The sequence below is a fragment of the Massilia sp. Masssp93 genome (assembly GCF_059491295.1).
In genome coordinates this window covers 1,122,288-1,143,595 of record NZ_CP168502.1, presented here as the reverse complement: position 1 = coordinate 1,143,595, position 21,308 = coordinate 1,122,288, and the positions used below count along the sequence as shown (strand labels likewise).

Annotated in this window: 19 protein-coding genes; 8 read left to right on the top strand and 11 right to left on the bottom strand. The window is 66.6% G+C overall.

Annotated elements, in window-relative coordinates:
- Nucleotides 1-128: 128 nt before the first annotated feature.
- Together ACEN9Q_RS04985 and ACEN9Q_RS04980 are read right to left on the bottom strand one after the other, a co-directional pair.
- Nucleotides 129-785 (bottom strand): class I SAM-dependent methyltransferase, encoded by a 657-nt coding sequence (locus ACEN9Q_RS04985; protein ID WP_495627566.1) that lies wholly within the window; start codon nt 783-785, stop codon nt 129-131.
- 1 nt (nt 786) lies between these two features.
- A complete protein-coding gene (locus tag ACEN9Q_RS04980; protein WP_056447441.1) occupies nt 787-1,728 on the bottom strand; it encodes a CysB family HTH-type transcriptional regulator in 942 nt (313 codons plus the stop codon).
- Nucleotides 1,729-2,017: 289 nt separating this feature from the next.
- Between ACEN9Q_RS04980 and ACEN9Q_RS04975 the strand changes: the two genes are divergently transcribed.
- The 6 genes from ACEN9Q_RS04975 (at nt 2,018) to cobA (ending at nt 8,132) form a co-directional block, all read left to right on the top strand.
- Nucleotides 2,018-3,706, top strand: a complete 1,689-nt coding sequence (locus ACEN9Q_RS04975; RefSeq protein WP_056447440.1) for a nitrite/sulfite reductase — start codon at nt 2,018-2,020, stop codon at nt 3,704-3,706.
- Nucleotides 3,699-4,277 carry a DUF934 domain-containing protein gene (locus ACEN9Q_RS04970; protein WP_495627565.1) on the top strand — a complete coding sequence of 193 codons (579 nt, stop codon included), beginning with the start codon at nt 3,699-3,701 and terminating at the stop codon, nt 4,275-4,277. The genes ACEN9Q_RS04975 and ACEN9Q_RS04970 overlap by 8 nt, the downstream gene beginning before the upstream one ends.
- Before the next feature lie 19 nt (nt 4,278-4,296).
- Entirely contained in the window at nt 4,297-5,013 is a 717-nt protein-coding gene (locus ACEN9Q_RS04965; RefSeq protein ID WP_495627564.1) for a phosphoadenylyl-sulfate reductase, read from the top strand.
- Between the two features lie 36 nt (nt 5,014-5,049).
- Nucleotides 5,050-5,988 carry a sulfate adenylyltransferase subunit CysD gene (gene cysD, locus ACEN9Q_RS04960; protein ID WP_056447433.1) on the top strand — a complete coding sequence of 313 codons (939 nt, stop codon included), beginning with the start codon at nt 5,050-5,052 and terminating at the stop codon, nt 5,986-5,988.
- Entirely contained in the window at nt 5,988-7,322 is a 1,335-nt protein-coding gene (locus ACEN9Q_RS04955) for a sulfate adenylyltransferase subunit 1 (RefSeq protein ID WP_056447431.1), read from the top strand. The genes cysD and ACEN9Q_RS04955 overlap by 1 nt, the downstream gene beginning before the upstream one ends.
- Nucleotides 7,323-7,412: 90 nt before the next feature.
- On the top strand, nt 7,413-8,132 hold the full coding sequence (gene cobA / locus ACEN9Q_RS04950; RefSeq protein ID WP_056447429.1) for a uroporphyrinogen-III C-methyltransferase: 720 nt from the start codon (nt 7,413-7,415) through the stop codon (nt 8,130-8,132).
- 100 nt (nt 8,133-8,232) lie between these two features.
- On the opposite strand, the gene ACEN9Q_RS04945 is transcribed toward cobA, so the two are convergent.
- From ACEN9Q_RS04945 to lptF, 5 genes are all read right to left on the bottom strand, one after another.
- A complete protein-coding gene (locus tag ACEN9Q_RS04945; RefSeq protein WP_495627563.1) occupies nt 8,233-8,652 on the bottom strand; it encodes a hypothetical protein in 420 nt (139 codons plus the stop codon).
- An 86-nt stretch (nt 8,653-8,738) separates the two neighbouring features.
- Entirely contained in the window at nt 8,739-11,444 is a 2,706-nt protein-coding gene (locus ACEN9Q_RS04940) for a DUF4214 domain-containing protein (protein ID WP_495627562.1), read from the bottom strand.
- 175 nt (nt 11,445-11,619) lie between these two features.
- Complete coding sequence (locus tag ACEN9Q_RS04935; protein WP_495627561.1) at nt 11,620-11,997, bottom strand: sirohydrochlorin chelatase; 378 nt, start codon at nt 11,995-11,997, stop codon at nt 11,620-11,622.
- Nucleotides 11,997-13,181 carry an LPS export ABC transporter permease LptG gene (gene lptG / locus ACEN9Q_RS04930; protein WP_056447420.1) on the bottom strand — a complete coding sequence of 395 codons (1,185 nt, stop codon included), beginning with the start codon at nt 13,179-13,181 and terminating at the stop codon, nt 11,997-11,999. Before lptG ends, ACEN9Q_RS04935 begins: the two co-directional genes overlap by 1 nt.
- On the bottom strand, nt 13,178-14,332 hold the full coding sequence (gene lptF / locus ACEN9Q_RS04925; protein ID WP_495627560.1) for an LPS export ABC transporter permease LptF: 1,155 nt from the start codon (nt 14,330-14,332) through the stop codon (nt 13,178-13,180). The genes lptG and lptF overlap by 4 nt, the downstream gene beginning before the upstream one ends.
- A 113-nt stretch (nt 14,333-14,445) precedes the next feature.
- Between lptF and ACEN9Q_RS04920 the strand changes: the two genes are divergently transcribed.
- Nucleotides 14,446-15,942, top strand: a complete 1,497-nt coding sequence (locus tag ACEN9Q_RS04920) for a leucyl aminopeptidase (protein WP_495627559.1) — start codon at nt 14,446-14,448, stop codon at nt 15,940-15,942.
- A 57-nt stretch (nt 15,943-15,999) separates the two neighbouring features.
- Here the strand turns inward: ACEN9Q_RS04920 and ACEN9Q_RS04915 are convergent, their stop codons facing one another.
- The 3 genes from ACEN9Q_RS04915 to ACEN9Q_RS04905 form a co-directional block, all read right to left on the bottom strand.
- Nucleotides 16,000-16,470 (bottom strand): hypothetical protein, encoded by a 471-nt coding sequence (locus ACEN9Q_RS04915; RefSeq protein WP_495627558.1) that lies wholly within the window; start codon nt 16,468-16,470, stop codon nt 16,000-16,002.
- A 91-nt stretch (nt 16,471-16,561) separates the two neighbouring features.
- Nucleotides 16,562-16,756 carry a DUF1653 domain-containing protein gene (locus ACEN9Q_RS04910; protein WP_056447412.1) on the bottom strand — a complete coding sequence of 65 codons (195 nt, stop codon included), beginning with the start codon at nt 16,754-16,756 and terminating at the stop codon, nt 16,562-16,564.
- Nucleotides 16,756-17,106 carry a phiTE_015 family protein gene (locus ACEN9Q_RS04905; RefSeq protein WP_056447411.1) on the bottom strand — a complete coding sequence of 117 codons (351 nt, stop codon included), beginning with the start codon at nt 17,104-17,106 and terminating at the stop codon, nt 16,756-16,758. Before ACEN9Q_RS04905 ends, ACEN9Q_RS04910 begins: the two co-directional genes overlap by 1 nt.
- A 538-nt stretch (nt 17,107-17,644) precedes the next feature.
- Between ACEN9Q_RS04905 and xth the strand changes: the two genes are divergently transcribed.
- A complete protein-coding gene (gene xth, locus ACEN9Q_RS04900; RefSeq protein WP_495627557.1) occupies nt 17,645-18,409 on the top strand; it encodes an exodeoxyribonuclease III in 765 nt (254 codons plus the stop codon).
- Here xth and ACEN9Q_RS04895 read toward each other — a convergent pair.
- Complete coding sequence (locus tag ACEN9Q_RS04895) at nt 18,406-21,282, bottom strand: EAL domain-containing protein (RefSeq protein WP_495627556.1); 2,877 nt, start codon at nt 21,280-21,282, stop codon at nt 18,406-18,408. The two genes, xth and ACEN9Q_RS04895, sit on opposite strands and share 4 nt — an antisense overlap.
- Nucleotides 21,283-21,308 lie beyond the last annotated feature (26 nt).

The window sequence follows — 21,308 nt, the reverse complement described above, 5'->3', positions numbered from 1 at the left end:
GCACAGCGTGCCCCCCCTACGGCCAAGCGCGCGGCCATCCGCGTGGGTACGGGGTGCCCACCCTACGCAGAATCGAACCGTAGGGTGGGCTCCCTGAGCCCACGCGTTGCGTTTACAAACAGCAAACGTCATTTGAGCCGGCAGGTCAGCATCCAGTAATAGGTCAGCCGCTCGATCCGGATCTCGCGCACCGCGCCGCCGAGCCGCTTGCGCAGCGCGCTGTCGGCCGGATAACTCTTCGGCAGCTCGAACCGCTCGCCGTCCGGCGCCGCGACGATTTCATACGTATTGCCCTGCGCATCCGTGCGCGCAATGGTCGTGCTGCTGCCCTCGACATAAACATCGTCCAGCAGGACCAGCGTGACATCGTGGCCGAGGCGCGCGCGCAGCCGGGCCAGCAGCGCATCCTGCTCGTCGCGCTTGAGGTGCGACCACCAGAAGCCGATGAAGACGCAGGAAAACGTGCCCAGGTCGTCCGGCAGGTCGAGGCCGTCGACGCGCCGGAACGCGACCTTGCCCTCCGGGAAGCGGCGGCGCTGCGCCCGCTCCAGCATCTCATCGAGGATGTCGGTGGCCAGCACCCGGTCCGCCGTCGTGGCGATCACTTCGGTCCAGTAGCCGGTGCCGCAGGCCAGTTCCAGCACGGTCTGCCCGCGCACCAGTTGCGCGATGCGTTCGCGCACCTGGGACAGGTCATTGGCGCGTTCCGCCCGGGAAAGCGCCGCGTCGGCGGCCTGCGTGCTGCTCGCGTAGTAGCGCGCGACCGGATCATTCTTGCGATTCATATCAAAGCTCGTAATTGTCGCTGGTGCCGCGCATGGCCGATTCGACCATCTTGCGGTTGAGCGTGGGCGCCAGCAGTTCGATGAAAGTGTAGATGTAGCTGCGCAGGTAGGCGCCTTGCTTGACGGCCACGCGCGAGATGTTCATGCCAAACAAATGGCCGACGGGAATCGCGCGCAGGTTGCGGTCGCGCTCCTGGTCGAAGGCCATGCCGGCGATGATGCCGATGCCCATGCCCAGTTCCACATAGGTCTTGATGACGTCGGCGTCGATGGCTTCCAGCAGCACGTCCGGCTTGAGGTTGCGCAGTTCGAACGCGTGGTCGATCTTGCTGCGGCCGGCGAACGCGGCATCGTACGTGATCAGCGGGTAGCCGGCGATCTCTTCCAGCGAAATCGCCTTCGATTTCGTCAGCGGATGGTCGGGCGGCACGACGAGGACGTGTTCCCACTGGTAGCACGGCAACGTGATCAGGCCGTCGACGGCCGCGATGGATTCCGTCGCGATGGCGAGGTCGGCCTGGTCGTTCTTGACCATCTCGGCGATCTGGCGCGGATTGCCTTGCAACAAAGACAACCTGACCTTCGGATAGCGCTGCATGAACGCCTGCACCACCTTCGGCAGCATGTAGCGTGCCTGCGTGTGCGTGGTGGCGATGGTGAAGCTGCCGCTGTCCTGGGCTGCGTATTCCTTGCCGATGCGCTTGAGGCTGTCGATCTCCTGCATGACCAGCTCGACCGACTGCAGGACGAGGCGGCCGGGCTCCGTCAGGCCGCGGATGCGCTTGCCATGGCGGGTGAAGATGTCGACGCCAAGCTCTTCCTCCAGCTCGATGATGGCTTTCGATACCCCGGGTTGCGACGTGAACAACGCCTTGGCGGCGTCGGTCAAATTGAAATTCTGGCGGACCGCTTCGCGCACGAAACGTAGTTGGTGTAGGTTCATTGCCCTTATCTTGTCAATCCGATCCCGCATTTTACAAGCTTGCTTATACCGCAGGCTCATATAAGCAAATAAATTCTCCGTCGTTTGGAATATAGCTGGAATTTATTAATATTCGGGATAGTTTACCGAGCTTGAAACCGTCGCGAGCGGCAGCAGTTCCGGCTGGGAAGCGCAGCTGTACTTCGGTACGGCGCGCCTCACAGGGCCAGGCGCCCCCACCAAGACTGCAACGCGCAGCAGGTTTCCCCAGAGAAGGGTCAGGATTGACCCGCTCCTAAGGATCTTGAACATGTACCGTTACGACCAATACGACCATCTCATCGTGCGTGAACGCATCGCCCAGTACCGCGACCAGGTACGGCGCCGTCTCGCCGACGAGCTGACCGAAGAAGAATTCCTGCCGCTGCGCCTGCAGAACGGCCTGTACATGCAGCGCCACGCCTACATGCTGCGCATCGCCGTCCCGTACGGCCTGCTGTCGACGGCGCAGATGCGCATGTTCGCGCACATCGCGCGCAAGTACGACCGCGGCTATGGCCACTTCACGACGCGCCAGAACATCCAGTTCAACTGGATCGAGCTGGAGCAGACGCCGGACATCCTGGCGGACCTCGCCTCCGTCGAGATGCACGCGATCCAGACGTCGGGCAATTGCATTCGTAACACCACGACGGACGAATTCGCCGGCGTCGCGGCCGACGAGCTCGTCGATGCGCGCCCGTACGCCGAGATCATCCGCCAGTGGAGCACGTTCCACCCCGAATTCATCGCCCTGCCCCGCAAGTTCAAGATCGCGATCAATGGCGCCGTGGAAGACCGCGCCGCCATCGCCGTCCACGACATCGGCCTGACGGCCGTGCGCAACGACGCGGGCGAAGTCGGCTTCAAGTTCATGGTCGGTGGCGGCCTGGGCCGTACGCCGATCATCGGCAGCGTGATCAACGATTTCGTGCCCTGGCAGCACCTGCTGACGTACACGGAAGCGATCATGCGCGTGTACAACCAGTTCGGCCGCCGCGACAACAAGTACAAGGCCCGCATCAAGATCCTCGTCAAGGCCGTGGGCGCCGAGGAATTCGCGCGCATGGTCGAGGCCGAATTCGCCGACCTCAAGGACGGTCCGGAAACGCTGACCCGCGAGGAAGTCGAGCGCGTGGCCCAGTGGTTCAATCCGAAGCCCTACCTGACCCTGCCGAACATCGATCCGCGCGCCGAGCACGCCGGTGATAAAGCCTTCGCCAACTGGCTGCAGCGCAACGTCAAGCCGCACAAGGTGCCGGGCTATGCGTCCGTCGTGCTGTCGCTCAAGAAGACCGGCGTGCCGCCGGGCGACGCGACCGCGGAACAGATCGATTTCGTGGCCGACCTGGCCGACAAGTACAGCTTCAACGAACTGCGCGTGACGCACGAGCAGAACCTCGTGCTGGCCGACGTCGAGCAATCGAAGCTGTTCGAAGTCTGGCAACAGGCCAAGGCCCGCGGCCTCGCGACGCCGAACATCGGCCTCCTGACCGACATGATCTCGTGCCCGGGCGGCGACTATTGCTCGCTGGCGAACGCGAAATCGATCCCGATCGCGGCCGCCATCGCCGAGCGTTTCGACAACCTCGACTTCCAGCACGACATCGGCGACATCGAACTGAACATCTCCGGCTGCATCAACGCCTGCGGCCACCACCACGTGGGCCATATCGGCGTGCTGGGCGTGGACAAGGACGGTTCCGAGTGGTACCAGGTGTCGATCGGCGGCGCCCAGGGCAATGAATCGGCCATCGGCAAGATCATCGGCCCGTCGTTCTCGGCAACGCAGATGCCGGAAGTCGTCGGCCGCCTGCTGGAGGTGTACGTGAAGAACCGCGTCGACGGCGAACGCTTCGTCGACGTGGCGCAGCGCCTCGGCGTCGCGCCGTTCAAGGAACATGTGTATGCCACGCCGATCCCGGCCGGCGAACTGGTTGGGGAAGACGAATATGCCTAATTTCGAATTGCACTCGCACAAGCAGATCATCAAGCACCGCGAAGTGGTCGACGACGACTGGAGCGTCCTGAAACTCGTCGACGACGCGGCGCCCGAGAGCATCGAGGTCCCGGCCGGCAAGATCATCGTCCCCGTGAAAGTCTGGCTGGCCCAGCGCGAGCAGCTGGCTGCCCGCGCGGCGCGCAAGGAAATCGGCATCTGGTTCGCCTCCGACGAGCTGGCGCACACGGTCAAGGACGACCTCGGCCAGTTCGCCGTCGTCGCCGTCGACTTCCCGAAGTTCAGCGACGGGCGCGGCTACTCGATCGCCTACAACCTGCGCAAGCGTCTCGGCTACCAGGGCGAGCTGCGCGCGATCGGCGACGTGCTGCGCGACCAGCTGTTCCAGATGGTCCGCTGCGGCTTCAACGCCTACGCGACGCGCCAGGACCGCAACATCCATGACGCGCTGAAGGGCCTGACGGTCTTTTCCGAGACCTACCAGGCATCCGTCGACAACGCACTGCCGCTGTTCCGCCGCCACGCGCGCGGCGCACTGCCCGAGCACAGCGACGTCGGCGCCGGCATCTGACGAGCAAACAAGGAAACCCATGAGCGACCTGAACGCGCGGGTGAACGAGACCCGTGGCATCCTGGAGCGCATTGCGCGCGAATTTTCTCCCGCCGTGTTCGCTTCCAGCCTGGCGGCCGAGGACATGGTCCTGACCGACCTGATCTTGAAGGCCGGCCTGCCGATCACCATCTTCTCGCTGGAGACCGGCCGTCTGCACAAGGAAACCGTGGCCATGATCGACAAGGTCAAGGCCCATTACGGCTACGACATCCAGGTGATGCACCCGAAACAGGAACTGGTCGACGAGTACGTGAGCAAGAACGGCCTGAACGCGTTCTACGACAGCGTCGAGATGCGCAAGGGCTGCTGCTACGTGCGCAAGGTCGAGCCGCTGGGCCGCGCCCTCGCCGGCAACAAGGCGTGGATCACGGGCCAGCGCCGCGCGCAGTCGACGACCCGTACCGACCTGCCCGTGCAGGAAGACGACACGGCGCATGGCCTGGCCAAGTTCAATCCGCTGGCCGACTGGAGCGAAGAGAACGTGTGGGAATATATCCGCGGCAATAACGTGCCGTACAACGACCTGCACGACCGCGGCTATCCGTCGATCGGCTGCGAACCCTGCACCCGCGCGATCCAGCCGGGCGAGGACGTGCGCGCCGGCCGCTGGTGGTGGGAAAACGCCGACTCCAAGGAATGCGGCCTGCACCTCGTGGACGGCAAGCTCATCCGAATCAAATCCGTGGCCGCGTGAGCGGGCCCAACAAGACATCGACAGGCACAGTAAAACATGACGACTTTTTCCGATACGCCGCTCGCACTCAGTGATGTGAATGCGCGCCACCTCGACGCCCTCGAATCCGAAGCCATCCACATCCTGCGCGAAGTCGCTGCGGAATGCTCGAATCCCGCGCTGCTGTTCTCGGGCGGCAAGGACTCCGTGGTGCTGCTGCGCCTGGCCGAAAAGGCTTTCCGTCCGGGTAAATTCCCGTTCCCGCTGGTCCACATCGACACGGGCCACAACTTCGACGAAGTGATCGCCTTCCGCGACGCGCGCGTGGCCGAGCTGGGCGAACGCCTGATCGTCGGCTCCGTCGAGGACTCGATCAAGAAAGGCACGGTCCGCCTGCGCAACCCGCAAACGGATTCGCGCAACGCGGCCCAGGCCGTTACCCTGCTGGAAACCATCGCCGAATACGGCTTCGACGCCTGCATCGGCGGCGCCCGCCGCGACGAAGAAAAGGCGCGCGCGAAAGAGCGCATCTTCTCGTTCCGCGACGAATTCGGCCAGTGGGACCCGAAAGCCCAGCGTCCGGAACTGTGGGACCTGTATAACACCCGCGTGCACCCGGGCGAGAACATGCGCGTGTTCCCGATCTCGAACTGGACCGAGCTCGACGTCTGGCAATACATCGCCCGCGAACAGCTGGCCCTGCCGCCGATCTATTTCGCGCATGAGCGCCAGGTGATCCCGCGCAACGGCCTGCTGGTGCCGCTGACGCCGCTGACCCCGGCCCGCGACGGCGAGGAAATCGAAACCCGCACCGTGCGCTTCCGTACCGTCGGCGACATCTCGTGCACGTGCCCGGTCGCGTCCGACGCATCGACGGTCGACGCCATCATCGCCGAGACGGCGATCACGCAGATCACCGAACGCGGCGCGACCCGCATGGACGACCAGACCTCGGAAGCCTCGATGGAAAAGCGCAAGAAACAAGGATATTTCTGATGAACGCGATGACTGAAAAATTGGACCACAACAAAGACCAGAGCGGCCAGGCCGGCCTGCTGCGCTTCATCACCGCCGGCTCCGTCGACGACGGCAAGAGCACGCTGATCGGCCGCCTGCTGTTCGACAGCAAGGGCATCTTCGCCGACCAGCTGGCCGCCGTGTCGCGCTCCAAGCACAAGCGCACCGTGGGCGACACGATCGACCTGTCGCTGCTGACGGACGGCCTGGAAGCCGAGCGCGAGCAAGGCATCACGATCGACGTCGCGTACCGCTACTTCGCCACGCCGAAGCGCAAGTTCATCATCGCCGACACGCCGGGGCACGAGCAGTACACCCGCAACATGGTGACGGGCGCGTCGACCGCTGATGCCGTCATCATCCTCGTCGACGTGTCGAAGGTGAAGCTCGGCGACGACGGTTCCGTCGAACTGCTGGTGCAGACCAAGCGCCACTCGACCCTCGCCAAGCTGCTGCAGATCGAGCACGTGATCGTCGCCGTCAACAAGATGGACCTCGTGAACTACGACCGCACCGTGTACGACCGCATCGTCGCCGAGTACCGCAAGTTCGCGGACACGCTGGGCCTGAAGGACATCACCGCGATCCCGCTGTCGGCACTGGCCGGCGACAACGTCGTCGAGCAGGGCGACAACATGCCATGGTACGAAGGCCCGACCCTGATCGAACTGCTGGAAGGCCTGTCCGTGTACGACGAGACCCACGCCGCGCCGTTCCGCTTCCCGGTGCAGCTGGTGGCGCGCCACAACGGCCACGAAGCCAACGACTTCCGCGGCTATATGGGACGCGTCGAATCGGGCAAGGTGGCGGTGGGCGACAAGCTCCTCGTGCAACCGTCCGGCCAGGCCGCTACCGTCAAGGAAATCCTCACGTTCGACGGTCCGCTGCAGCAGGCCGTCGCCGGCCAGTCGATCACGCTGACCCTCAACGAACACGTGGACATCTCGCGCGGCGACGTGCTGGCCCCGGCCGAACAACCGGCCACGCTGCTCAAGCAGGTGAAGGCCGAGGTGTGCTGGATGGCCGACGAACCCCTGGACGTGCGCCGCAAGTACTGGATCAAGCACGGCACCCGCCAGACGATGGCCAGGGTGAAGGCCATCGAATCGATCCTCGACGTCAACACGCAAACGCGCCATGCAGTGGACAACCCGTCCGAAGGCCTGAAGCTGAACGACATCGCGCTGATCGAGCTGGCCGTGCAGCAGCCGCTTGCCGCCGACGCCTACGACGCCATCCGCGCGACGGGCGCCTTCATCCTGATCGATGAAGTCACCCATCAGACGGTCGCCGCAGGTATGATCCGCATTTGAGTGGTGGGGCCTCGATCAACCTGCTGCGCTACGGTTTCTCGAGGCCCTGATGCGCCGTAAAAGTCTTAAACTTTGTCGACAAGGGATGGCATGGCAGTGCTGGGGAAGGTTTATCTGATTGGAGCCGGTCCCGGCGCCGCTGATCTCATCACCGTGCGCGGCGCGCGCCTGCTCGGGGAGGCCGAGGTCGTGCTGTACGACGCCCTCGTCACCCCGGAGATGCTGGCGCTGTGTCCGCAGGCGGAGCTGGTCGCCGTCGGCAAGCGCTCCGGCCAGCGGTCGACGGCGCAAACCGTCATCAACGACAAACTCGTCGACTGCGCCCGGCGCTACCGGCGCGTCGTGCGCCTGAAGGGCGGCGATCCGATGCTGTTCGGCCGCGCCGACGAGGAACTGCGCGTGCTGGAGGAAGCCGGCGTCGAGGTCGAAGTGGTCCCCGGCATCACGACGGCCGTCGCCGCCGCCGCCGCGACCCGGCAGCCGCTGACGAAGCGCGGCGTGGCCCGCAGCGTCGCCTTCTTCACGTCCAGCACGGCGCCGGACCAGCCGGACCATCCCGCCCTGCCGGAAACGGACACCCTGGTCCAGTACATGGGCGGCCGCGAAGCCGCCGCCACCGCCGAGCGCCTGCTGGCCGAAGGGCGCCGTCCGGACCTGCCCGTCGTCGTCGTGGAAAACTGCAGCCGCGCCGACCAGCGCGTGCGCCGCCTCACGTTGTCGGACCTGGCGCATGGGCTCGACGTGGCCCACGGTCCCGTGCTCGTCATGATCGGCGAGGCGATGGCCCACCGGCCGCACCAGACCCTCTGAAGCCTTGGTAGTGTGGGCGGCCTCGCCCACCAAACGCATATGTCGCGGTAACGCAAGGTGGGCACGTTTCATTTGAGGCCCCCGGCCTCAAATGCCCAACCTACCGCGCCCGCGCCTCCAGCTCGGCCTCGAGCCTGAGCGCGGCCGCATGCGTGTCCACCGCGATCCGGTTCAGGCGCGCCAGCGCCGCCGCGAGCCGCGCGCCGCTCTCTCCACCGCATTCGCGCACATGCCAGAGCGCGAGGTCGCAACGCATCCGCGCCAGTTCCGCACGCAGGCCCGCCAGCATGCGGCGCAGGCTGCCGTCGGCATCGGATGGCGGAATGGCCGGCGCGTCGTTGCCGGTCAGGTGGTCCTGCATGACGGCGATGCGCGCGTGCATGCACTGCAGGCGGCGCGCCAGGCGGTCGAGGCGGCGCGCGCAGCGCAGCTCCACCCAGGCACGCGGTGCCGGCAGCAGGTTGAGTGGATGCAGCGCCGTGCGGAGACGGACGAACAGGGAGACGAGCTTGCTGGGCATGGCCGGATCGACGCCGTAACGGACATCGGAGCAGTCTCGATGCTCCGGCCGCCGGCGGTCATGATGCGCAGCAAACTTCCGTCGCATCAGCCCCAGTGCAGGTAATCGATGCCGTTCTGGATGGTGCCGATGACCTGGGCCTGGTTCTCGGCGCTCTCGCTGAAGTTGGCCAGCACGTCGGCGCGGGTCACGGACGATTCCAGCGCGTGCATCCAGAAATCGGCACCGGCACTGTCGCCGGCGCGGTGCAGCACGTTCTGGTACAGCGCCTGCACGAATTGCGTATCGCTCGCGTGCGCGCCGTAGAGGTTCGCGAATTCAGCGCTGCCGGCGAACCCCGCCGCCGCCTGCGTCAGGCTCATGCCCTTGTCCATCGCGTCGATCCAGTAGCCGAGGCCCGCCTTGTCCGGCGTGCGGTCGAACGCGGCCTGGTACAGGCGATAGGCCTCGCCCGCCGTGCCGTGCACGTCCAGCGCGACCATGCCGTCGCTGAACGCGAGGCGCTCGACGTTCGACAGCGTCGCGTGATTGCCCGCCACATCCGTCACCGAGACGCTGCCGCCGTCGTCGACGATGGTCGCGCCGGCACGCGCGCTCGCGTACACGAGCGTATCGAGGCCGCCATGTCCCGCCACCTTGCTCTCGCCCGCCACGGCGGCCAGCGCATGCGTGGCGCCGCTGAACGCGAGGCTCGTGACGGCCGCCGGCGCCGGCGCGCCGGCCACCGGCGTGGTGGTCGCGGACATGCCGGTCCCGGACATGCCGGTAGCGGACGTGCCGGTCCCGGACGTGCCGGTAGCGGACGTGCCGGTCCCGGACATGCCGGTAGCGGACATGCCGGTCCCGGACGCGCTGGCGACGGAGCTGCCGGCCGCGGGCGTGCTGGCCACGGGATGGGAAGCTGGCGCCGCGGCGACGTCGCCCGCACCCGCCGTCTGCGCGCCGCCCTGGACCGTCGCCATGGCGCCGGTCGTGCCGGCCGTGCCCGACAGCGTACGCATCTCGATGGCGACGCCGGATGCCGACGTGTCCACCCAGGCGCCGGCGAAGCCGCCACCCGCCAGCGCCGTCACGTCCGGGCTGGCCTGGTCGCCGCTGCGCAGCTGGCTGATGGCGAATTCCTGCGTATCGATGGCAATGCCGTCCGCGCCGAAGCGGCGGCCGAAAATGCCGTTGCCGTCGCCGTCGGCGCCCTGCCAGGCGACGAGGAACGTACCGTCCGACAGCGCCGCGACGTCGGCGTCGTAATGGCCGCCGCCCGAGTCGACGTTCGCCTGCGTGACGGCGCCGGCCTTGTTGCCGGCTGCGTCGAAGCGCTGGAAGAAGATGTCGCTGTTCGAGAAACCCAGCTGGTCGTTGGCATAGCTGTCCCACGCGACGACGAAGCCGCCATCGGCCAGCGACGTCACGTGCGGCAGCGGCGCGGCCGTCGTGATGCTGGCCGCGTAGCCGTCGCCGCTCGCCACGAACACGGCGGACGGCGCCCGGCTCGATGCGGCGTAGACGTTGCCGTCGTTGATCTCGCCCCACGAGACGACGTAGCCGCCGTCCTTGAGGCTCGCCACGGCCGGGCTGTAGGCCGAACCGAGCGCGCCGTAGACCTGCTGCGCGCCGATGATGCTGCCGTCCGCCGCGGCCTGCTGCACGTGCACGGCCGCGCCGCTGCGCCAGCCGACGGCGAACGACCCGTCGGCGAGCGTGGCCACGGTCGGCATCGATGCGTCGCCGCTGGCGCCCGCATCGAGCACGTGCTCGGCGCCGGCGCTGCCGTTCGCGTCGACGACGCGGTAGGCGATCTTGTTCGCGCCGCCGTCGTTCAGCGCGTAGGCGACGACGAAGCGGCCGCCGGCCAGCGCGCTCACGGCCGGCTGGCCTTCCACGCCGGCGTCGCCGTCCGGCGTCAGCGCGAACGCGGCGCCGAGCGCATTGCCGCCTGCGTCGCGCAACTGGGCCCACAGCCCGCTGCCCGCGCCGCCAGCGGCCGTATCCGGGCCGTGCCACACGGCGACGAAGCCGCCGCCCGCCAGCGTCGCGAGCGCCGGGGCGGAACCGTAGGCGTCCAGCGCGGCGCCGGCCTTCGCTTCGTTACCGAAGCCGGGCAGGTCGCCCGTCATGCCGTTTTCCACCGAATAGGTCAGGGTCTGCGTGACGCCGGAATTCGCGACCGGATTGCCGTTGGTATCGAGCTGGTAGCGGTCGTAGAAGTGCACGGTCACCGCGGCTGCCTGCCCGTCGGCCGGCAGCAGGCTCGCGTCGGCCACGACCAGCCGCGCGCTCGTGTCCACGGCCGGGTTGTAGTCGATGGCGAACAGTCCCGGCTGCGACTGGCCGTCGATGACCCAGCGGCCGCCCGTCTGGTCGCCGGTGTCGATCGGCTGGAGGACGTCGACGACGTCGCCCGCGTGCGCCGTCGTGAACACGATGTCGTTGCTGCCGACGGCGCCCACGGGCTGGCTGTCCGGGAACACGGTGTCCACCGCCGTGACGACGCTGCCGTCCGCCAGCTTGTAGTGGACGTTGAACATTTCCGGCGACGCCGCGTCGCTGCCCAGATTGTCCTGGAAGCGCCACGAGGTGCCCGCCGTCGCCACGTAGGCGCCCTGGGCGTCGAGCGGCATCGTGTAGGCGATCCAAGTCCGGCCGCCGTCCTGGCTGTACTGCATGGCGCCGCGCGAAAACGTCTGGCCCAGCGCGGTCGACATGTCGAAGGCGACGGCGGTGACGCCGGTATAGCTCCAGGCCGAGCTGGCCCAGCCCGGGCGGACGTAAAGGGAAGTCGTGGGAGTGGTCATGGCGTCGGAATTGGGTGGCAACCCTGAACGCATATGATTCCTCACGGCAAATTAAAATGCAATGAGGAATTACTTTTCGAGCGTAACCACCGCCAAAAACCAACGAATTCTTAGCACCGGATCAATCATATTGACACGAAGGGATGCATCCGCGACAACAAAGATGACGACCAGGTCAACTTGATGTTTCAGCCACACCCGCGCAATAGGCGGCCATGGCGGCCAGTACGCCCGGGTCCTCGCCGACGGCCGGCACTGTGCGGAACGTCGCCTGCGGATGGCTGGCGCGCAGCTGGTCCAGCAGCAGCGGCAGGTCGCGCAGCAGATGGCCGCCCTGCCCCAGGAAGATCGGGACGATGGTGACGTCGCGCGCGCCCAGCGCCACGAGGGCGCCCACCTCGTCGGGCAGGGTCGGTGTCATCAGCTCGAGGAAGGCCAGCGACACGGCGCAGTCGGGACGGCGCGCGGCGGTCAGGTCGCGCAGGCGCTGGAACGGCGCGGCCCACGCGGCGGCACGGGCGCCGTGGGCGAACAATACGAGTGCTTTTTCCATCAATGTCTCTCCACCCAGCGCAGCGCGCCGATCGCCAGCAGCAGGAACAGCAGGCTGGGCGCGGCCGCCGTCACGAAGGCCGGCCAGGTCGACAACATGCCCACGTGCGAAAACAACGAATTTATCAACAGGAAGCTCACGCCGATCATGATGCCGATGAAGATCTTGAGGCTCACGCCGCCGCTGCGGGTGTGCAGGTAGCCGAACGGCAGCGCGAGCGCCATCAGCACGAAGATCGAGAGCGGGTCGAACAGCTTTTTCCAGAACGCGATCTTGAAGCGCTCCGTCTCCTGGCGGTTCTCGGCCAGGTGGCGCGTGTACACGGCCAGCTCGTTGGCCGACATCTGCGCCGGATCGGAACGCGACACGGACAGGATCTTGGGCGTGATCTCGGACACGAGGTCGAGGCTGGCGACCTTGCGCGTGGAGACGGACGCCGTGTCCTGGCCGAACCGGCTCTGGATGGTCAGGCCGGCCGCGACGGGCGTGTCCGGCGCCGGCAGCTCGCGGCTGTTCGCGAACAGCGTCTCCGTGACGTCGTTCAGGCGCCACGTGCTGTTGCCGCTGAACGTGGCGCTGGCGGCCGTGATCAGCGACCGCATGCGCATGGCGGTGTCGAACTCGTACAGGCGCACGTCGACCAGCTGGCCGTCCGGGCGGATCTGGCGCGCGTTGAAGAAGCGCGAGCCCGTCACGGGGCCTTTCACGCCGTCCGCGTGGATCGTGTCCTTGGTCCACATGCCGGAGCGGAATTCGGCCGACACCGTCGCGCCCTTCGCGGACAGGCGCACGCGTTCCGCGATCGGCGCCGTGCGCGGCGTGATCAGTTCACCGAAGATGAACGTGAGCGCGACGAACAGCACGCCGATCTTGGCCAGGATGATGCCGGCCTGCTGCGTCGACATCGACGACGCGCGCATGATCGTGAATTCCGAACTCTGCGCGAACTGCGCCATCGTGTAGATGGTGCCGATCAGCGCGGCCACGGGCATCACTTCGTACACGTGGCCGGGCACGAGCAGCAGTACGTACAGCACCGCGTGCTGGATCATGTAGCCGCCCTTGCCCACCGCCGGCAGTTCCTGGGTCAGGTCCATGAACGCGATGAGGCCGAGGAAGGCCACGAGCACGAAGGCGACGGCCTGCGCGATGTTGACGAAGAAGTAGCGCTGCAGGATCTTCATTGCGCACCTTCCCGCGCCGCGCTGCGCGCATCGCGCAGCAGGCGGCGGCGCTTGAAGGCGCCCAGCAGCGCGAGCGGGTGCCAGCGGTGGTTGACGTTCAGGCGCCAGGCGAACAGCCCGGCCACGACGAGGATCGCGAACACGTGCAGCGGCCACCACGCCATGCCGAAGCCCATCTTGCCCTGCTTGACGCTGGCCTCGAACAGTTTCGACAGGTTGCTGTACGTGAAAAAGATCAGCAGCGCGAGGATCAGGTTCGCGGAGCTGCCGGCGCGCGGATTGACGAAGCCGAGCGGAATCGCCAGCAGCATCAGCACGACGCACGTGATCGGCGCCGAGATGCGGTACAGCAGTTCGGCGTTCGTGAAGCGGTTGTCCGGCAGCGCCAGCAGCGCGGGCGTGGACAGCGCGTCGGCCGGCGTGTCGGTGCCCATCATGGGCACCTGGCTGGACACGCGCATGCGGTAGCGCTCGAATTCCATCGACTGGAAATCGGCCCGCCCCGGATGGCCCAGGTAGCGCCGGCCGTTCTTGAGCACGAGGTACTGGCCGCCCTTGCCGTCCGGTTCGATCACGCCTTCCTTGGCGACGACGATCGAACTGCCGCTCTCGTCGACGGAATTCACGAACACGTTCTGCACGACGGTCGATCCGCGCGTGCTGCCTTCGACGAAGAACACGCGGTTGGTCGACGTCGACTCGCGGAACTGGCCGGGCGACACGCGCTTGAGGTCTTCGCGCTTCTCGAAGCGCTCGACGAACTCCGCGCTCTTCATCTTGGCCCACGGCGTCGCGACGAAGGACAGCACGGCCACCAGCGCCACGAGCGGCAGGCCGAAGACGAGCACCGGCCCCACCCAGCGCATCAGCGACTGGCCGGACGCGAACCACACGACCATCTCGGAGTCGCGGTAGCTGCGCGTGATGGTGACGATGACCGCGATAAAGCTGGTAAGAATGAGGATAGTTGGCAGATAATTCAGCACCGAAAAGCCGATCAGCGCCAGCACGTCGCTCGAGGCGACCTTGCCGCCCGCGGCCTTGCCGAGGATGGAGATCAGGGTCCAGGTGACGAAGATCGTAAACAGGACCGTGAAGGTGGCACCGGCCACACTGGCCAATTCACGCTGTAGGGCGCGTTGGAAAATCATTCGATAGTTATAATTGCTGGTTTGAAGGAACCCCGGGGAACCGTCACGAGCGGGCGCCATCACGAGGGTTCCTTGGACAGCACGCGCGTCAAAAACTCGAAACGGAGAATCAAATGGACTTTAGCATAAAAGCATTCGACACAAAAAACACGCTGGCCGCAGCCAAATCGGGCTGTGTGGCAGTCGCGGTGTTCGAAAACAAGAAATTGTCGGAGGCGGCCAAAGCCCTCGATCTGAACGGCGCCGTCAGCGCTGCCGTCAAGTCGGGTGACATCTCCGGCAAGCCCGGCTCCACCCTGCTGCTGCGCGGCGTCGCCGGCGTGAGCGCTGCCCGCGTGCTGCTGGTCGGCATGGGTGCCGACGAAGCGGTCAGCGAGAAAAGCTTTGCCGGTGCCGTGTCCGCTGCCCTGAAAACCTTCGCTTCGCTGGGCGCGCAGGATGCCATTATCGCATTCCCGCTCGATAATGTGAAAGCGCGCGACCTGAACTGGGCCCTGCGCAGCATCGTCGTCGCCGCCAGCGACCTCGAATTCCGCAGCGACGCGCAAAAGAGCAAGAAGGACCCTGCCCCCACGGGCGTGCGCAAGGTGGCCGTCGCCGTCCCGCAGGCGACGCCCGCGCTGAAGGCCGCGCTGGCGCAGGCCCAGGCCATCGCGGGCGGCATGAACCTCACGAAAGAACTGGGCAACCTGTCGCCGAACGTCTGCACCCCGACCTACCTCGCGAACACGGCGAAGAAGCTGGCCGGCGACTACGGCTTCGACGTCGAAGTCCTGGACCGCAAGCAGCTCGAAGCCCTCAAGATGGGCAGCTTCCTGTCCGTGACCCGCGGCAGCGACGAGCCGCCGAAATTCATCGTCCTCAAGCACAACGGCGGCAAGAAGAACGATGCGCCGGTCGTCCTCGTCGGCAAGGGCATCACGTTCGACACGGGCGGCATCTCGCTCAAGCCTGGTCCTAACATGGACGAGATGAAGTACGACATGTGCGGCGCCGGCTCGGTGCTGGGCACCTTCCGCGCGATCGGCGAGATGGGCCTCAAGCTGAACGTGGTCGGCATCGTCGCCGCCTGCGAGAACATGCCGTCCGGCCGCGCCACCAAGCCGGGCGACATCGTCACGGCGATGAACGGCACCACCATCGAGGTCCTGAATACGGACGCCGAGGGCCGCCTGATCCTGGCCGACGCCCTGACCTACGCCGAACGCTTCAAGCCGGCCGCCGTCGTCGACATCGCCACGCTGACGGGCGCCTGCATCGTCGCCCTGGGCCACCACACGTCGGGCCTGTTCACCCGCCACGACGACGCCCACGACGCCCTCGCCCAGGAACTGCTGGACGCCGGCACGCAGGCGAGCGACGCCGCCTGGCGCTTCCCCATCGGCGAGAACTACAGCGAACAGCTCAAGTCGAACTTCGCCGACCTGGCCAACATCGGCACGCCGGGCGGCGCGTCGATCACGGCCGCGTGCTTCCTGGAGAACTTCACGCGCAACTACACGTGGGCGCACCTGGACATCGCCGGCACGGCGTGGAAATCGGGTGCGGCCAAGGGTGCGACCGGCCGTCCGGTGCCCCTGCTGGCCACGTTCCTGCTGAACCGCGTGTAAGCGGCGCCATAGACGACGTCACGACGGACGCCGCGGCGTCCGTTGTTCATTGCGCGGTCAGAAGACGACGTTGCCGGTGTCCGAGGGCGCATCCGCCGCGCCGGACCGGGTCGCCGCCGGATGCATGAGCACGGTCAGGGTCGACTCGTACGCGACGCCCGAGCCGTCGTACGGGTCCGCATGGGTGCCGCCGACGCGCACGATGATGCTGCCGATCAGCCGGCCGGTATCGAACAACGAGGTGTTGCGTGCCTGCGTCACCTCGAGCGCACTGCCCGCGCCGTCGCGCGCGCAATCGATCGTCAGCGGACTGCGGCTGCGCTCGACCGTGACCCGGCCCGGCGCCACGACGAACCAGCGCCCGGCCGCGTTCGACAGCACGCAGCCGACGCCCGTCACCTCGCGGTGGTCGAGGATGGCGTGGACTTCCAGCTGCTGCGCCGATGTCTCGGCCGGAGCCGTCACACAGCCGCCCAGGACGGCGGACAGCGCCAGCGCGCAGGCGATACGGAAATAAAGATGGAACATGTCTTCACCGGGAATGCATACCTGTCCGTTTACGGCGGCAATCGGGAAGACATGAGGCGAAGCGCATCCCGGGATCGCCGGGATGGCATGGTCAGGCGGCGGCGACCGGCGTGAAGCGCGGCACGCGCGCGCCGTCCACGTCGACCGATCCATAGAAGGCGTCGCGCGGGCGGACCCAGGTCTTGCCGTCCTGCCCGCGATACACGACCACGGCCGTGTGGTCGGCCTCGAGGGTGGCCTCGCAGACCACCTCGTACACCCCGCCCTTGTAGTGGCGGAAACGCATCAGGCCTTTTCTTCGACCGCGGCGCGACTCTTCTTCTTGAGGTTCTGGATGACCTTGACGATGCCTTCGACACCGGCGTTGTCGTCGAGCTCGCTGAAAGCGTCCAGCACCTCGTTGAGCACGCGATTGCGTACGCTCGCCTCGTCGGCCTGCATCTTCTGCGGCGGGTTCTCGGACGGCGCGAATTTCTGCGGCGCCTCGGCCGCAGCCTTCTGCCCGTGTGCCAGCGCGGCCTGCCAGATCAGCCAGCGGCGTTGGGTTTCGTACACGAGGTACTCTTCCGGCTTGTCTTCACGACGCCGGACAATGTGGCCATCGCGTTGGGCCCATGCTTCAAATGCTTGGCGCATTGTTGTCCTTTACAAAGCTGTGTGCAAATCCTGCTCTCGGATCCGCGATCGTTACACACCTACCTGAGGCGGTCGCTCGACCGACCAAGGCAACCATATATCAAAGCAACGGATTGCTTTCGAATACTTGGTCCCAGAGCAATATGCCAATAGTACAACGTAAGTTGGCCTACTGCAATTTTTTTCTTTTGAGAAGGAGACGATACGTAAATGCCGCTTCTCTTGCTGTGATTGTTACATCTTGTCACAGTTCGGCGCAACTTTCCAGCCTCGTTACGAATTTTTACTCTGTGGACAATAATTTTACGACATGTTTGTTGCAATCCGCACAAATAACGACAATCGTGTCGCGGCTTTGCGAGTCATGATGGGTAACAACAACGGTAACGGACGGCAAAAGAACAGCCATTTATGCAGGCTCGATATTGTCCGTGTGGGTCAGCGCCGGCGGCGCACGCCGGATGATGGGTCCGCGTCCGGTACAATCTCTACTTGCCAAGCCGCAATTTACTCCCATTTTCACCGCAGAGAAAAAACAATGAAAATCGCCACCTGGAACGTCAACTCCCTGAAAGTGCGCCTGCCGCACCTGCTCCAGTGGTTGACCGCCAACCCCGTCGACGTGCTCTGCCTCCAGGAGACGAAGCTCACCGACGACAAATTCCCCGTCGCCGAGATCAACGCGGCCGGCTACGAAGTCGTGTTCAGCGGCCAGAAGACGTACAACGGCGTGGCGATCCTGTCGCGCCTCCCCATCGCCGACGTCGTGCGCAACAATCCGCATTACCAGGACGAGCAGCAGCGCCTGATCGCCGCGACCATCGGGGGCGTGCGCTTCATCTGCGCCTACGTGCCGAACGGCCAGGCCGTCGGTTCGGACAAATACGCCTACAAGCTGGGCTGGTTCGACGCGCTGCGCACGTGGGTCGGCGAAGAACTCGCGATCCACGAACAGTTCGCGATCCTCGGCGACTACAACATCGCGCCCGAAGACCGCGACGTGCACGATCCGGAACTGTGGGCCGGCCAGATCCACTGCTCCGACCTCGAGCGCGGGGCCCTGCGCGAGCTGTGCGGCCTGGGACTCGTCGACGCGTTCCGGCTGTTCGAACAGCCCGAGAAGCAGTACAGCTGGTGGGATTACCGCCAGATGGCGTTCCGCCGCAACCGCGGGCTGCGCATCGACCACATCCTGCTGTCGCAGGCGCTCGCCAGGCGTTGCGAGGCGTGCGTCATCGACCGCGATCCGCGCAAGTGGGAGCAACCGTCGGATCACACGCCGGTGATCGCGACCATCGCTTAATCCGCCGCGCGGTCGACCGCCAGCAGCGCCGGGACGGCGCCGGCCTCCACCGGCCGCGCGAACAGATAGCCCTGCGCATACTGGCAGCCGGCGCGGCGCAGCAGCGCCAGCTGCGCATCGTTCTCGACGCCCTCGGCCACGACGGCCATCTGCAGGCTCCCCGCCAGCGCCATGATCGCGGCGACGATGGCCTGGTCCTCGCTGCTGGACTCGAGGTCGCGCACGAAGGCGCGGTCGATCTTGATCTTGCGGACCGGGAAGCGCTTCAGGTACGCCAGGCTCGAATAGCCGGTGCCGAAATCGTCGATCGACAGGCGGATGCCCATGCGGTAGATCTGGCCCAGCGTCTCCAGCGTCTGGCCGCCGTGCTGCATCAGCGCCGTCTCCGTGATCTCGAATTCCAGCAGGCCCGGATCGATGCCGGTGTCGTCGACGATGTCGCGGATCGCCTGGATCAGGCCCCGGTGCATGAACTGGCGCGCCGACAGGTTCACCGCCAGCGGCAATGCCGGCAGGCCCGCGCGCTGCCAGGCCATCGCCTGCTCGCAGGCGCGCCGGATCACCCACTCGCCGACCGCCACGATCAGGCCATTCTCTTCCAGGATCGGGATGAACTCGTCGGGCGTCACGAGTCCCTGCTCCGGATGGCGCCAGCGCAGCAGCACTTCCAGGCCATGCACGCGGCCGTCCTGCGTGCCGACGATCGGCTGGTAGAACAGCGCGAACTCCTCGCGCGCCAGGGCGCCGCGCAGGCGCGTCTCCAGCTCGAAATGGCGCGCGGCCGCCGCGTTCATCGGCTCGGCGTAGAACTGGTAGTTGTTGCGGCCCGCCGCCTTGGCGTAGTACATCGCGGCGTCGGCCTTGCGCATCAGGCTCGCTGCGTCGGCGCCGTCGTCCGGGTACAGGCAGATGCCGATCGACGGCGAGATGTGCAGGCTGCGGCCTTCGAATTCGACGGGCGCCGCCAGCGCCTCGATGATCTTGTCGCCCACGCGGCCGCATTCCTCGGCCGCGCGCACGCCCGGCACCAGCACGACGAATTCGTCGCCGCCCAGGCGCGCGACGGTATCGCTGGCGCGCACCACGCGGCACAGGCGCTGCGCCACTTCCTTCAACAGGTAATCGCCGGTCAGGTGGCCGAGCGAATCGTTGATCGTCTTGAAGCGGTCCAGGTCGATGAACATCAGCGCCAGTTTGAGCTCGTCGCGGCGCGCCGCCAGCAGCGCGCGGTCGAGGCGTTCGGACAGCAGCGCGCGGTTCGGCAGGCCCGTGAGCGCGTCGTGGTAAGCCATGTGGTGCACGCGCGCCTCGGCCTGGCGCCGCTCCACGATCTCGGCCTGCAGCTCCGCAGTGCGTTCCTCGACGCGCACTTCGAGTTCGTCGCGCGCGCGCCGCAGCGCATCGGCGGCCTCGCGCTGGGCGGTGACGTCGTCGATCAGCCACACGCTGCGCCCGCCCCGCTCGGCCAGGTCGAACGGCCGGCCCGACAGGCGCGCCCAGAAGCGCTTGCCGTCGCGCCGCACCAGTTCGTACTCGGCCATGTGCACGCGCCCCGCCTCGAAGTCGCGCCGGGTCTGTTCGCGCGCGGTCATCCACCCCGCGGCGTCGGGATACAGCTCGCGCACGGGCAAGCCCTCGATGCTGCCGCCGCGGTGCCCGAACAACTCTTCCATCTTGCGGTTGCAGTGCAAGGTGCGGCCGTTCTCGACGACGGCGATGCCCAGCACCGCGTTGTCGAGGATCGCCTGGTTTTCCAGCAGCGCGTTGCGCAGCGATTCCTCGGCGGCCTTCTGGCCGGTGCGGTCCTCGATCATCCAGATCATCGTGCCCGTGCCGAGCTCGCGCGGATTGACTGCATAGCCGATCAGGTTGACCCACATCGGCGTGCCGTCCCGGTGCACCATCGCCATCTCGGCCTTGAACGAGCCGCCGAGTCCCAGCACGCCGTAGGCCCGGTGTCCGGTCTCGACGAACGCCGCGTCGTCCGCGTACAGCATGCGCGTCGACAGGCCCAGCGCCTCGCCCGGCCCATAGCCGAACATCGCGCCGAAGCAGCCGTTGTAGCGGGTGATCGTGCGCTCGCGCGTGAAGAAGATGCCGATCGTGGCGTTGGTCATGATCGCCTGGATCTCGGTGAGCGCCTGGCGCGCTTCCGAGACGTCTTCCACGATCCACACGGTGCCCGCCTCGCGCGCGCTCATGTCGACGGCCTTGGCGCGGATGCGGCACCAGATCGTGCTGCCGTCGCGGTGGCGCAGCGGCACGTCGTTCTTTTCGAACAGGCTCCCGCTCGTCAGCACGGTCACGGCTTCGCCGATGAACGCTTCGTACTGGGCGCGCGTGGCGAAGACCAGGGCCGGGCTGTGGTTGACCAGTTCTTCCGGCGCATAGCCCAGCATCTCGGCCATGCGCGGATTGCAGGACTTGACGAGGTCGGGCAAGGTGACGGCGATGCCGACCGGCGCATGCTCGACCACCGCGGCCTGTTCCAGCAGGCGCCCGCGCAACGCGGCCTGGCCGTCGCCGAACGTGAGCACGTCGCCGAACACGAAGATGGCGCCCGCGATCCCGGCGCCCGGCGGCAGCGGCTTGGCGCGCACCTCGACGGGCCGGCCCTGGGCACCCTGCGCGATCAGCGCGTCCCAGCGCCGCTCGCCGGCCAGCGACAGGCGGATCTCGACCGCCAGCGCCGCCGCCATGTGCGCGCAGAACAGCGACACCAGCGGACGGCCGTCGACCGCGCCGCCGGCCAGTTCGACGAGCGCCGCGTTCGCGGCCCAGACCCTGCCTTCGCCATCGCAGGCGCAGGCCGGCGCGGCGATCAATGCCAATGCCTCGGCCACCAAGGCCGGTGTGCTCGTTCCCCGATCCATCCCTCTTCCTAAATAGGCCCTTTGAC